The organism is Bacillus sp. FSL W8-1127 (genome assembly GCF_038006725.1).
Taxonomy (GTDB): domain Bacteria; phylum Bacillota; class Bacilli; order Bacillales; family DSM-4216; genus Bacillus_O; species Bacillus_O smithii.
In genome coordinates this window covers 2,460,580-2,473,470 of sequence record NZ_JBBOVU010000001.1, presented here as the reverse complement: position 1 = coordinate 2,473,470, position 12,891 = coordinate 2,460,580, and the positions used below count along the sequence as shown (strand labels likewise).

14 protein-coding genes and 1 other annotated feature are annotated in these 12,891 nt (G+C 41.3%); all 14 genes read left to right on the top strand.

All coding sequences use genetic code 11. The annotated features are described in order from the left end of the window. Window positions 1-5: 5 nt before the first annotated feature. The 14 genes from NST12_RS11690 to rpmA all read left to right on the top strand — a co-directional run bounded on the left by NST12_RS11690 (window position 6) and on the right by rpmA (window position 12,766). The gene (locus NST12_RS11690; protein ID WP_048623771.1) at window positions 6-1,007 is read left to right on the top strand and encodes an SPOR domain-containing protein; all 1,002 of its coding nucleotides are present in this window, start codon (window positions 6-8) and stop codon (window positions 1,005-1,007) included. A 787-nt stretch (window positions 1,008-1,794) separates the two neighbouring features. Continuing rightward, on the top strand, window positions 1,795-2,370 hold the full coding sequence (locus NST12_RS11685; RefSeq protein ID WP_341101310.1) for a Maf family protein: 576 nt from the start codon (window positions 1,795-1,797) through the stop codon (window positions 2,368-2,370). A gap of 379 nt (window positions 2,371-2,749) precedes the next feature. Then, window positions 2,750-3,439: a RadC family protein gene (radC, locus tag NST12_RS11680; RefSeq protein WP_003355529.1), complete on the top strand. Its 690-nt coding sequence runs from the start codon at window positions 2,750-2,752 to the stop codon at window positions 3,437-3,439. Window positions 3,440-3,819: 380 nt separating this feature from the next. After that, window positions 3,820-4,833 (top strand): rod shape-determining protein, encoded by a 1,014-nt coding sequence (locus NST12_RS11675; RefSeq protein ID WP_003355528.1) that lies wholly within the window; start codon window positions 3,820-3,822, stop codon window positions 4,831-4,833. A gap of 209 nt (window positions 4,834-5,042) precedes the next feature. Next, window positions 5,043-5,945, top strand: a complete 903-nt coding sequence (gene mreC, locus NST12_RS11670) for a rod shape-determining protein MreC (RefSeq protein ID WP_003355527.1) — start codon at window positions 5,043-5,045, stop codon at window positions 5,943-5,945. Beyond that, the gene (gene mreD, locus NST12_RS11665; RefSeq protein ID WP_003355526.1) at window positions 5,942-6,460 is read left to right on the top strand and encodes a rod shape-determining protein MreD; all 519 of its coding nucleotides are present in this window, start codon (window positions 5,942-5,944) and stop codon (window positions 6,458-6,460) included. The genes mreC and mreD overlap by 4 nt, the downstream gene beginning before the upstream one ends. 198 nt (window positions 6,461-6,658) lie before the next feature. Then, entirely contained in the window at window positions 6,659-7,336 is a 678-nt protein-coding gene (gene minC, locus NST12_RS11660; RefSeq protein WP_003355524.1) for a septum site-determining protein MinC, read from the top strand. A gap of 1 nt (window position 7,337) precedes the next feature. Then, the gene (gene minD, locus NST12_RS11655) at window positions 7,338-8,147 is read left to right on the top strand and encodes a septum site-determining protein MinD (protein ID WP_003355523.1); all 810 of its coding nucleotides are present in this window, start codon (window positions 7,338-7,340) and stop codon (window positions 8,145-8,147) included. Window positions 8,148-8,317: 170 nt separating this feature from the next. Further along, a complete protein-coding gene (locus NST12_RS11650; protein WP_003355522.1) occupies window positions 8,318-9,088 on the top strand; it encodes a M23 family metallopeptidase in 771 nt (256 codons plus the stop codon). Further along, window positions 9,081-9,947 (top strand): M50 family metallopeptidase, encoded by an 867-nt coding sequence (locus tag NST12_RS11645; protein ID WP_048623766.1) that lies wholly within the window; start codon window positions 9,081-9,083, stop codon window positions 9,945-9,947. Before NST12_RS11650 ends, NST12_RS11645 begins: the two co-directional genes overlap by 8 nt. 256 nt (window positions 9,948-10,203) lie before the next feature. Then, window positions 10,204-11,667: an Rne/Rng family ribonuclease gene (locus tag NST12_RS11640; protein ID WP_048623765.1), complete on the top strand. Its 1,464-nt coding sequence runs from the start codon at window positions 10,204-10,206 to the stop codon at window positions 11,665-11,667. 47 nt (window positions 11,668-11,714) lie between these two features. Beyond that, window positions 11,715-11,793: a sequence feature (ribosomal protein L21 leader region), on the top strand. A gap of 13 nt (window positions 11,794-11,806) precedes the next feature. Further along, window positions 11,807-12,115, top strand: coding sequence for a 50S ribosomal protein L21 (gene rplU / locus NST12_RS11635; protein ID WP_003355519.1), 309 nt, complete (start codon window positions 11,807-11,809; stop codon window positions 12,113-12,115). Between the two features lie 11 nt (window positions 12,116-12,126). Further along, entirely contained in the window at window positions 12,127-12,483 is a 357-nt protein-coding gene (locus NST12_RS11630) for a ribosomal-processing cysteine protease Prp (protein ID WP_003355518.1), read from the top strand. Next, window positions 12,476-12,766, top strand: coding sequence for a 50S ribosomal protein L27 (gene rpmA / locus NST12_RS11625; protein WP_003355517.1), 291 nt, complete (start codon window positions 12,476-12,478; stop codon window positions 12,764-12,766). Before NST12_RS11630 ends, rpmA begins: the two co-directional genes overlap by 8 nt. The last annotated feature ends 125 nt before the right edge of the window (window positions 12,767-12,891 follow it).

The window sequence follows — 12,891 nt, the reverse complement described above, 5'->3', positions numbered from 1 at the left end:
GCAAATTGGACGAGCAAAAAAATCGCACGATCAAAATTGTACTAGATGGGAAAGAATCGGAAAAGAAGAACTCAATCACTCATCGTTGGAATACCAGTCAAAAGGAGACTGCTGCGGCGATTGAAAAAAACAGTGGCGAAGAAAATGAATCTTTTGCGTGGGTCCTTCCAGAAGAAGAAGTTCAAAAAATGGGAGAGGATCAAGGCTTTCATAAAATAGAATATGTTTCAACCTCTAAAGGAAAGAAAAAAAGCGGAAAAAGATCAGTGGGAGGAAAACAGGCTGCATCGCTTGCGTTATCCATAGTCAGCGCTATGATTGTCGGCATCATGCTCGGCTTTGTGATTGTTAAAGTTGTCACGAATGCGGATGCGGGAACACCGGTTAAGCAGGTCCGCTCTTCCCAGCAAGGAACTGTGCCGGCAAAAAGCAATAAGGAGGAAACGCTTGTACTTCCAGAACTTTCGGCGTCGATTGTTCAGGGAGGTATTTTCAGCAAAGAAGAAGCAGCGCAAGAGGTGCTGAAAAAAGTGAAAGATAAAGGGGTCCCTGCCGAAACGTTCATGCAGGATGGACAATACGTTCTTCTATTGGGTACGGCTGGATCGATTGAAGATGCAAAGAAGTTAGGCAGTCTTTGGAAAGAAAAAAAAGTGGATGTTTATGCGAAAACTTTTACGATACCGGAAAGAAAGATCCAAGCTGCTAAAAGCGACACTGGCCTGGTGGAGCAATACGTTTCTTTGTTTCAGCTGCTTTCGGCGGAGAGTGCCAATATTGTTCTGAACAAAGGAGCCGATTTAGCCAATCGAGACATCATTCAATCTAATTTGCAAAAAGTAGAAAAACAAACTCCTAAAACAACTGCTTTAAAAACCATGCAAAAATCACTATTAGAGGCTGGAAAGGATATCGTTCATTTGAGCAAGCAAGCGGATCGACAAAAAGGCATTGATGCCCAAGAACAACTGTTGAAATTTATCGGCGCCTATTCCTCTGCAAAGTAGTTTTTGATTCTTTGCAGGGCGTCCGTCAAAACGGAAAGTCAGTTGGATGCAGTATTGAATTCGCTTCGATAAGGATCTGGTTTTTGTTGTTCTGTCGCTTAAACGGTGAGTAAAATCAAGTAAACTAAAAGTAGATAACTCTAAACAAGCAACATTGTATTTTACGTCGGGACTCCAATTAGGGATTTTGGTGGTTGAAACGGCTGGTTAAGAGCAACAATTAAAGGAAAACGTTGTACTTCCATAAAATAAGGGAGGTACTGGAATGATCGTTTCAAGCGTAGTATCAGTATTGTTTTTTGCAATGGCAATGTTTGGGGTAGTCAAGTTTACTCAATTACTTAGTGGCAAAAAGAATTTAAAACATAACTAGCATTGTTTTTTTTTAGGGATTCCTAAAATAAAGGAATCCCTAAATTTTTGCTTTAATACTTATTATCACGACCTTAGTTTTACAGGTAAAGAAAACTTTTGCTTGCTGTTTGTCAACGGTAAATCGGACTGAGTGAAGGATGAACAAAGTAGAATTTAAGGAGTTGACAAACTAACTACACCCGAACCCTCTTGGAATTGTCTGAATTTTTTGTTTTTATACCCTGTAAATTTTTTAAATGAAAGAATGACAAAACAGTTTCCTATGTTTACAAAAAACAAAGGATTGGTCCTACTTAAATCGTCAAAATTTAAAGTAAAAGATGAATGGTGAAAGGATTGAAGGATTTGTACTATAAGGTGAATATTGGTAAAATAGACGTGTATCTCCCTGACATGAAAGGAACGTGAAGGTATGCAAAAATTGATTTTGGCTTCTAGTTCTCCACGCAGAAAAGCACTTCTTCAAAGACTGAATATCCCCTTTACAGTTGAAATCAGCCATGTAGAAGAGAAGATCTCACCAGAAGCTCCCCCTGATGAAGCGGTAATGTCTCTTGCCCTCCAAAAAGCAAAAGTAGTGGCATCTCATGCACCGGAAGCTTTTGTTATTGGGGCTGATACAATGGTGTCTATTCACAATCAAATTTTAGGAAAACCGAAAAGCCGTGAGGAAGCTAAGAACATGTTGAAGATGCTGTCTGGACAAACCCACTCCGTTTATACCGGAACAGCCATTGTACATGGGGAGCAGCAACGCGTTTTCTATGAACGGACGGATGTTACCTTTTGGACATTGCCTGATGATGTAATAGATGACTATCTCAACAGCGGGGAATCGTTTGATAAAGCGGGTGCATACGGAATCCAAGGTCTGGGGTCAATATTCGTCAAAGAAATTCATGGCGACTTTTTTTCGGTGGTAGGACTGCCAATAGCAAGGGTATTCTGGACATTAAAAGAAATGGGATATCGGCCATTTGTTTCATGAGATGAAAGAGGAAGACAGAGCCTTTCATCTAAGAAAGTGGCATTGGAGCTGTTGTAAAAACGGATTGGCTTGTCAGGAACCGCTATTACACGCAAGTTTATTTCTATGCGAATCTTCCAAAAAGAAAAGACACCCCTGAAATTTTCCTTGTCATGGCTTGCCCGATCTTTTACCAAGGAAATGAAGGCATCGTATTGGAATCCCCTTTATTAGAACCTCTGATATAACGGGGATGATCACGATACCGTTCTATTCTTTCCTCCTCATTTTACAAATAGAAAAGTCCGGCGAACCAAAGCACAATTCCTTTTTTGACTCCGTTTTCATGAGTGAGCGGAGAACAGATGATAAACCAATATTGATACAAGGAGGATCAAATTTGTCAAAAGAATCGCTTAGGATCCATAACGTTCCACGTGAAGATCGGCCGCGGGAACGACTGATATTAAAAGGAGCGCACAGCTTGTCCAACCATGAATTGATCGCTATTCTTCTTCAGTCGGGGACAAAAGAAGAGTCCGTCTTGCAGCTGGCAAATCGGCTATTAAATCAGTTCGAAGGATTACGAATGTTAAAAGATGCTACTTTAGAAGAAATTACCTCTATTAAAGGAATTGGTCGGGCGAAAGCTGTTCAAATCATGGCGGCGCTGGAACTGGGCAGACGTATCCACAGTCTTTCATTAGACGAACGGTATGTTATCCGCTCTCCCGAAGACGGTGCAAATTATGTCATGCAAGAAATGCGGTTTTTAACACAAGAACATTTCGTGTGCCTCTTCCTTAACACCAAAAATCAAGTTCTCCACAAACAAACCATTTTTATCGGTAGTTTGAATGCTTCGATTGTTCATCCTAGGGAAGTGTTTAAAGAAGCGCTTCGCCGCTCCGCTGCCTCCATTATTTGCTTTCACAACCACCCATCCGGTGATCCGACGCCTAGCCGAGAAGATATTGAGGTGACCAAACGTTTAGCTGAGTGTGGAAAAATCATCGGAATTGAAGTTCTCGATCATCTCATTATCGGCGACCAAAAATACATTAGTTTAAAAGAAAAAGGCTACTTATAATGCTATGATTTTTCTGGGGGTTACGCTATAATATAATTTATGATTTTTACAAGTTTTTTCGAATTCCAATGGAGAATAGGGCCATCAGAATCTAGAGGGTTAGGCGCGTTTTGAAAGCCTTGCCTTGGTTTTTTCTGCTCACATTGCCGCTGTGGGAGAAACGACAGTTTATCAAGTTGTGGCACTAAAGGGGCATCAGTTGGAATGAGAACCACAAAAAGGCAATTCAAGCATTCGAACTGGTTCGCTTCTTTAACAGTCTTTTTTAAAGCGGGAAATCCTATTAGGCAGCAAAAAAACGTGCTTACCTAATGGATGGCTTTTGCAGAGATCACATTTTCAATTGCTATTTCGTATCAGTTAGAAAGGGAGATACAACAATGTTTGGAATTGGAGCAAGAGACTTAGGAATCGATTTGGGAACGGCCAATACACTTGTTTATGCAAAAGGAAAAGGAATTGTCGTACGGGAGCCTTCCGTGGTCGCCATTCAGACAGATACAAAACAAATTGTGGCAGTGGGAAATGATGCTAAAAATATGATCGGACGGACTCCTGGAAATGTGGTGGCTACTCGTCCGATGAAAGACGGAGTCATCGCGGATTACGAAACGACAGCTACCATGATGAAGTATTACATTTCTCAAGCAACTAAGAATAAAGGCTTTTTTACGCGAAAACCATATGTGATGGTATGCGTTCCTTCGGGGATTACGGCAGTGGAAGAAAGAGCCGTGATCGATGCCACTCGTCAAGCGGGTGCAAGGGATGCCTATACCATTGAAGAACCGTTTGCAGCGGCTATAGGCGCTAATTTGCCGGTATGGGAGCCGACGGGAAGCATGGTTGTGGATATTGGCGGAGGAACGACTGAAGTAGCGATTATTTCCTTGGGCGGCATCGTGACGAGCCAGTCATTAAGAGTGGCAGGTGATGAAATGGATGAAGCGATCATTGCGTACATTCGTAAGCAGTATAATTTATTAATTGGAGATAGAACAGCGGAAATTGTTAAAATGGAAATCGGATCGGCAGATGGTGAAGCGGAAGTCGAAAAAATGGATATTCGCGGCCGAGACCTGTTAACAGGATTGCCAAAAACGATTGAAATTTCCGCGAAGGAAATTGCCACTGCCTTAAAAGATACCGTCTATGCTATTGTGGATACCGTGAAAAGCACGTTGGAAAAGACTCCTCCGGAACTGGCTGCTGATATTATGGATAGAGGAATTGTATTGACTGGGGGAGGAGCTCTGCTTCGCAATTTAGACAAAGTGATTAGCCAAGAAACGAATATGCCTGTGATCATTGCCGAAAATCCTCTTGATTGTGTAGCCGTTGGAACGGGTAAAGCGCTCGATCATATTCATATGTTCAAAAATAAAGCAAGATAAGATTGATTTTTATCGCAAATAGGATTCCCTTCCGCCCGTGAAAATGGGGCGGCAAGCGGCAAAAGAGGCGGCTGGCGCACAGTAAATAAAAAAGTTTTCTCATTCTTGAAACCAGCTGCCCCTGTTTTTTTGCCGATTGGGAAGCCTATCTGCTGATGACTTTTGATTTCATCCGTTGATGAAAAAAGGATAAAATAGAGGTGTACTTCATGCCACAGTTTTTTTCGAATAAACGTCTTATAGTTCTTCTTGTCAGCATTATCGTTCTCGTGGCATTGATCGGATATTCCCTGCGCAATAAAGCAAATATCTCTTGGCCGGAACAATTTGTAAAAGATATTGTTGGTTTAGGACAATCCGTTGTTTCAAAGCCTGCTGGCGCTATAACGAATTTTTTTGAAGATATTCAGAATTTAAAAAATACATATCAAGAGAATGAAAAGTTAAAAGCCCATTTAGCACAATTGGGGCAAATTGAAAGTGAAGTTAACCGATTGAAAAAAGATAATCAAGAGTTGCGGGCAGTCTTGAAAAAACAAGAAAGCCTGTCAGATTATAGCGTTATACAAGCAACGGTCATTGCGCGTAATCCGGACCGGTGGTTTGATCTTGTCACGATCGATAAAGGAAAAGCGGCAGGGGTAAAACCCGGTATGGCGGTTCAAACGGCGAATGGATTGATCGGCAAAGTAAAAAGTGCGGCAAAGTTTACGGCTTCGGTTGAATTGTTGAGTGCGCAAGATCCAAAAAACAGAATTTCAGCGGTGATTCAATCGAAGAAAAACGTTTACGGCCTCATTGAAGGTTACGATCAAGATAAAGGATATTTGCTGTTAAAGGATATCCCGTTCAATGCGAAAATTAAAAAAGGAGATAGCGTCATCACTTCTGGACTTGGCGGTGTTTTCCCGAAAGGGCTTTTAATTGGCAAAGTGAAAAAATTGGTGCCGGACCAATTCGGTCTGACGCAAACAGCTTATATCAAACCGGCGGCAGATATGTATGATCTTGAACACGTGATGGTTGTCAAACGGAAAATGAGAACCGCGAGTATGGCTTCAGATAATTCACAACAGCAGCAAAGCACAGTTGATGGGGAGGGGGAAATGTGAAACAGTTTCTTCTTCCTCTTATTATGGTTGCATGTTTCCTGAGTGAAAATGTGTTTTTTAACTGGACCCCGGAATCTGTGCTGGATGGCAGGTGGATATTAGCTCCCCGTTTTTTTGCGGTGGCTCTTATTTTAATGACGATTTTTTACAATCGATCCACAGCCATAAAATATGGATTTATATTTGGTCTGCTATTTGATGTGTTCTATACCGAAATGTTAGGTGTCTATATGTTTGTTTTCCCGTTTATTGTTTATATTACATCCAAATTGATGAAGGTCTTGCAAAGTGATTTTTTGATCGTTGCTTTGGTTGTGGTGATCGATCTTTCCGTTTTAGAATCCATACTTTATGCTTTAAATTTATTAATCCAGCGCACGGATCTTACATTTGGACAATTTTTGTCTGATCGGCTATGGGCGACTCTTATTCTGAATCTTGCTTTTTATCTAGTATTCGGAGGACTGTTAAAAAATGTGTTCACTCGTTTGAGGCGAGAGATTTTGGATGCGTAAAGCAATGTTTCATTTTTAGTGGGAATGGACGATATGGTAAAGCCCTGTATCAAAAAGCACGTTGGAACCAACGCAACAAAGAATGCGAAACGAATCGTTCTCTTTTATATGGAATTCACATAATCGGAACATGACTATAAAAAAGGAAAACGCCGAATGGATGTCGAATTATTGGACGACAGAGGTGAATAGTGCGCCATGAAGAAAAGCCAAAATGTTGTGATGAAAGGAACAAAGGACGGATTGACCCTTCATTTAAATGATCGTTGTTCCTATGAAGAACTGCTTGAAGAATTGCAGGAAAAAATATTGTTGGATCATCAAGACGACGATTCACCGCTTATCTCCGTGAAAATCCAAACAGGCAATCGTTATTTGACAGACCAACAAATTAATCAAATTAAAGAGTTGATCGGTTCAAAAAAGAATTTAATTGTAGAAGATGTTTCCATGAATGTAGTCTCAATAGAGGAGGCTATGCGATGGAAACAAGAAAGCGAAATTATCACCATCGCCAGCATTGTTCGTTCAGGTCAAGTGATCGAAGTTCCGGGTGATTTGCTGTTGGTTGGAGACGTCAATCCTGGCGGTATGGTGATGGCGGGCGGCAATATTTTTATTATGGGATCCTTAAAAGGGATTGCTCACGCCGGATGCTATGGCAATGATGAAGCGGTTATTGTCGCTTCAAAAATGGTTCCAACACAGTTAAGGATTAGCAACTGTTTAAATAGAGCTCCTGATGAATATAGCGAAGATGAGAGTCATGAAATGGAGTGTGCCTACATAAATGAATCCAACCAAATTGTCGTCGATCGTTTGCAAGTTTTAAAACATCTTAGACCAAATATTACGAGATTTAAAGGGGGACAATAAAGTGGGTGAGGCGATCGTCATAACATCTGGAAAAGGCGGAGTCGGAAAAACAACCACTTCTGCCAATTTAGGGACAGCTCTTGCTCTATTAGATAAAAAAGTATGTTTAGTAGATACAGATATTGGACTACGAAATTTAGACGTGGTATTGGGATTGGAAAATAGAATTATTTACGATTTGGTGGATGTTGCAGAAGGGCGTTGTAAAATTCATCAGGCTCTCGTGAAAGACAAGCGGTTTAATGATCTGCTTTTTCTGCTTCCAGCTGCGCAAACGAGCGACAAGTCGGCTGTTTCTCCGGAACAAATAAAAAAGCTGGTTGAAGAATTGAAACAGGATTTTGATTATATCTTAATCGATTGTCCTGCAGGCATTGAGCAAGGCTATCGAAATGCAGTGGCAGGAGCGGATAAGGCCATAGTGGTTACCACTCCCGAAAAATCGGCGGTACGGGATGCTGATCGGATCATTGGTCTTTTGGAAAAAGAAAGTCATATTGAGCCACCTAAGCTTGTGATCAATCGCATTCGCAGCCATATGGTGGAAAATGGTGAAATGTTGGATGTCGATGAAATTACAACCCATTTGTCCATTGATTTGCTCGGAATCGTGGTAGATGACGATGAAGTGATTAAATCTTCGAATGCAGGGGAACCGATTGCACATGATCCGAATAATCGGGCGTCTATTGCTTTTCGGAATATTGCCCGGCGAATCCTCGGTGAATCCATCCCTCTTCAACCGCTTGAAACAGAAAAAGAAGGAGTTTTTTCGCGAATTAAAAAGTTTTTTGGCATTCGGAGCAAATAAATTTTGAAAGAACATTTTCAGGAAACGATTCGGCTTTGCTTTGGGATATTCTGACCAAAGAAGAGGCCGATTTTTTTTGTCTCTCCTTTCTTTGAAATGATGGGCAATAGTCATACTCTCTCTGGACAAGTCATAAGATGGAACATAAACGGAGCAAAGAGGGATGAGAGATGAAGGATCGAAAAAAGGAAATTAAGAAAAGAATTGCGAAACGAAACAGGGAAAAACGACGTCAAGCCAATCAGCGCGCCTTTCAGCCTATCAATATGGCATTTGGAGAAGAAATGGAATTTGATCACCAAGCCATTGATTACGAAGCTCCAAATGATGAGTACAGGCCTTTCGTGAAAAAGGAATGGTTTCTCTTTAAAATATTGGCTTCGGGAGCGCTTGTTTTGGGGACCGCGATTGTATTTAAAAGCCAATCACCTGTGATGGTCGACAGTCAAAAGTGGATACGCCAAGCAATGGAAACAGACATTCAGTTTGCCTCCATTGCCAACTGGTATGAAAAACAGTTTGGGAAGCCCTTGGCCATATGGCCGCAGAAAGAAAAAACAGTCACAGTGGACAAACCAAAAAAGGATTTGGCCGTTCCGGCGTCCGGAAAAGTGGTGGAAACATTTCAAGCGAATGGAAAAGGAGTCATGGTGAAGACAGGAAAAGGGGAAGTAGTAGATGCGATGAAAGGTGGGCTTGTCATCTTTGCCGGGAAAGAAGCCGAAACGGGGAATACAGTAGTCATTCAGCATCCTGATCAATCCGAATCTTGGTATGGGCAATTGCAATCCATTTCTGTGGAGCCCTATCAACGCGTTCAAGCGGGGGAAGCAATCGGAAAGGCGAAAGACCGGGCAGACGGAACTTCTGGTGAATTTTATTTTGCAATCAAACAAGACGATCATTACATCGATCCAAACAAGGTGATCAAATTTGAATAAAGCCGTCACTTTTTTTTCAAAAATTCATATTCATCCTCTTCTTTGGCTGGTGATCGGAATTAGCGTTGCCACTGGATACTTTTTCGATTTAATCATGGTGTTATGTATTATTGCCATCCATGAAATGGGGCACTTTTTTACAGCCCTGTTTTTTTCGTGGAGAATCAGAAAAGTATCGTTGCTCCCGTTCGGCGGAGTGGCGGAAATGGATGAACACGGAAATCGACCTTTGCATGAAGAATTGCTGGTCGTCATCGCTGGTCCGATTCAACATGTATGGATGATGGGATTAGCCGCACTGTTGTATTCTTTTCATATAGTTCCGAAAGTATTTTATGATGATTTTCTTATGTACAATTGGATGATTCTTTGTTTTAATTTATTGCCGATTTGGCCGCTGGATGGCGGAAAATTAATCTTGCTCATACTGTCAAGAGTCAAAACTTTTTTGAGCGCTATGCAGTGGACAGTCGTTAGTTCCTTTTTTTTGCTCGTTTGCCTGCATGCAATGGTTTTGATATGGGCTCCGTTTCAACTCCATCTTTGGATTGTTCTCTCATTCTTATATTTTTCGCTTTGGCAAGAATGGAAACAACGTCATTATGTGATGATGCGCTTTTTGCTTGAACGTTATTACGGAAATCGAAGGGGGATACATCAGCTTAAACCGATCACTGTATCGAGCGATACGGTTTTATCGACTGTATTAATGCAGTTTCAACGGGGAGTCAAACATCCGATCATTGTGATGGAAAATGGAGAAGAAAAAGGAAAATTAGATGAAAATGAAGTGTTACACGCCTATTTCTCTGAAAAACAAACAACGGTGAAAATTGGCGACCTTCTTTATTATTATTGACGGGTGCTGACGAAATGAGTAAAGTATAGTGGACGAGGTGCTGTTTTTCCATTTACATGATAAATCTTTTTTTGACAGACGTACATGGATCGAATATGGATGTGACCAATCGGTTATGTTCAGATTTTTGCTGAGATATCAAGGAAGGTGGAATGTTTCTTACAGATAGATTTGAGACATTTGCACCTATTTTTTTATCTTCCAGCGACAAAAAGTTTTTTTGTTTTAATGTGGATATGTTGAAAAGGGTGGAATGATGAATCAAATTATCGTAAGTGCAAAAGGCCGGGAAAAGCGCATGGCAGTTCTCCGCGACGGAAAAGCGGATCAATTTCATATTTTTCAGCCTTCGCATCAATCCATTGTCGGAAATATTTATTACGGGGTTATCCAAAAAATTGAGCCGGGCATGAACGCTTGTTTTGTCGATATCGGAATCGGAAAAAACGGTTATTTGCCTAAAGATCAAATTCCTGATTCCCGCCAATTGCCGATTTCACAATTAGTGTTCGAAGGGGAAAAGATAGCGGTTCAAGTAAAAAAAGATGCCACTGATCATAAAGGTCCTGAGTTGACGGCCCTCATAGAATGGCCCGGGATGTATTTAGTCTATATACCGGCAGGAAATCATATCGCCGTTTCAAGAAAAATGGGTCAAGAAGAACGAGAAAACTGGAAACAATGGGCACAACAAATGAAAAAAGAGCAGGAAGGCGTCATTTTAAGAACTTCTGTTGCCGCTGGTGAAAAAACAGAAATTGAAAAGGAATGGGTGGCGTTGCGGGAAATGCATAGAAAGGTATTGTCCCAAATACCGAATAAAAAAGCCCCTTCTTTATTATTTCAAAGAGATCCGTTTAAGGAAGAAGCGATCGCTCAAATGATCAGATTAAAGAGCGGGTCGCTGATTGTGGACGATCCTGCTTTTCAAAAGTTGATTACTAGCGATGCCCGTTTCTCCAGTCAACATTGGCGTTGTGAGCTTCATCATCATCCGCAAGATCTTTTTTCCACTTTTGACCTTGATGCGGAGATACAAAAGGCATTAAAACAAATTGTCTGGCTTCCAAGCGGCGGATATGTCATTATTGAAAAAACGGAAGCGATGACAGTTATTGATGTAAATTCGGGGAAATATACGGGGAAAAGCGATTTTCGTCATACTGCTTTTCTCTCAAATATCGAAGCAGCAAGGGAAATTCCAAGGCAGATTCGATTGCGTGATATAAGCGGCATCATTTTAATCGATTTTATTAATATGGACTCGGACAAAGATAGAGAACAAATCCGGGCAGTGCTGGAGGAAGAAACAGCAAAGGATCCGAAAAGCGTGAACGTGTACGAATTTACTTCTCTCGGATTACTCCAGCTGACAAGAAAGAAAACGAAAAACTCCCTGCTGGAAACGTTGACGGAGCCTTGCCCTGTTTGTATGGGGAAAGGAAGAGTTTTAAGCGCAGCAACGACTGCTTTTCAAATGGAGAGAGCTCTTTTCGAATATGCGAGACAGGATCAAGAAGCTGTTTTGCTTGATGTAACGGAGGATGTCAAAAAAGCATTTGCCGGCGAACAAAATGGCGATCATTTTCATTTAGAGAATCTTCTAAAGAAAAAAATATTCTATAGGATTGTCAATCGGCCACATCCTTTTGGAGAAATCAGCCGACTGGGAACAGAGGAAGAAATGAAATTGCTAGGAGAAAGACCGAAAAAAGGTTGACACTCTTTTATAAAAGATGGTAAAATCTCAATGTTATTATTGTAGCACCCGTGCTACAACCGCTCATAACAGGTTTTAAGTTTTCGCTTTGCGAAACACCTGCCATTGGCGAGTCTTAGTTATTAAGGAGGTGCAGTAAATGTACGCTATTATTGAAACTGGCGGAAAACAGTTGAAAGTGGAAGAAGGTCAAACTGTTTATATCGAAAAAGTGGATGCTGCTGAAGGAGAAACTGTGACTTTTGACAAAGTTTTATTCGTAGGCGGCGAAGATGTAAAAGTAGGCACTCCACTTGTAGAAGGTGCAACGGTCACTGGCAAAGTGGAAAAACATGGCCGCGGCAAAAAAATCGTTGTTTTTAAATATAAACCAAAGAAAAATTATCGCCGCAAACAAGGTCATCGTCAACCTTACACAAAAGTCGTGATTGAAAAAATCAACGCGTAAGGCGATATAAGATGATAAATGTCGTGATCGAAAAAGATCGTTCCGGCAAAATTCGTTCATTTACAATGGACGGACACGCCGATTTTGCTGAATATGGCCAAGATATCGTTTGCGCGGGGGCATCAGCTGTGTCATTCGGGGCCATTAATTCCATCATGGTGTTGACAAATGTGGAACCGGAGATTGAACAAAAAGGCGGCGGAGGTTTTCTCCGTTGCGTTATTCCTGAAACGACGACGGGAAAAGAATTGGAAAAAGTTCAGTTTCTTTTGGAAGCCATGGTGGTGTCCTTGCAAACGATTGAACAGCAGTACGGAGATTTTATCAAGATCGTATTTAAAACTGTAGGAGGTGGAAAGAATGCTTAAATTAGATCTTCAGTTTTTTGCATCGAAAAAAGGGGTTGGGTCTACTAAAAACGGCCGCGACTCTATCGCAAAACGCTTGGGCGCTAAACGTGCGGATGGACAATTTGTAACAGGCGGTTCTATTCTTTATCGCCAACGCGGTACGAAAGTCTATCCTGGCGAAAACGTTGGCCGTGGCGGAGACGACACGCTATATGCTAAAATTGACGGCGTTGTTCGTTTTGAACGATTCGGTCGTGACAAAAAGAAAGTTAGCGTCTATCCTGTTGCGAAAGAAGCATAATCCTTTTTCTGTTAGGGGTGCCCAAAGGGAAACTTTTGGGCGCCCTCTTTTTTTGTTTTAAGGAGCATCGGAAGCGGTAAAAAGCGTTTGGTCGTTCATTGGTTGCATGCAGCTGCTTTTTAATA

What these genes read in the sequence shown, in the direction of transcription:
- rpmA (WP_003355517.1), top strand. Translation starts at nt 12,476, where the DNA reads ATGCTTAAATTAGATCTTCAGTTTTTTGCATCGAAAAAAGGGGTTGGG.
- NST12_RS11650 (WP_003355522.1), top strand. Translation starts at nt 8,318, where the DNA reads ATGAAGGATCGAAAAAAGGAAATTAAGAAAAGAATTGCGAAACGAAAC.
- NST12_RS11640 (WP_048623765.1), top strand. Translation starts at nt 10,204, where the DNA reads ATGAATCAAATTATCGTAAGTGCAAAAGGCCGGGAAAAGCGCATGGCA.
- mreC (WP_003355527.1), top strand. Translation starts at nt 5,043, where the DNA reads ATGCCACAGTTTTTTTCGAATAAACGTCTTATAGTTCTTCTTGTCAGC.
- NST12_RS11630 (WP_003355518.1), top strand. Translation starts at nt 12,127, where the DNA reads ATGATAAATGTCGTGATCGAAAAAGATCGTTCCGGCAAAATTCGTTCA.
- minC (WP_003355524.1), top strand. Translation starts at nt 6,659, where the DNA reads ATGAAGAAAAGCCAAAATGTTGTGATGAAAGGAACAAAGGACGGATTG.
- NST12_RS11675 (WP_003355528.1), top strand. Translation starts at nt 3,820, where the DNA reads ATGTTTGGAATTGGAGCAAGAGACTTAGGAATCGATTTGGGAACGGCC.
- rplU (WP_003355519.1), top strand. Translation starts at nt 11,807, where the DNA reads ATGTACGCTATTATTGAAACTGGCGGAAAACAGTTGAAAGTGGAAGAA.
- NST12_RS11685 (WP_341101310.1), top strand. Translation starts at nt 1,795, where the DNA reads ATGCAAAAATTGATTTTGGCTTCTAGTTCTCCACGCAGAAAAGCACTT.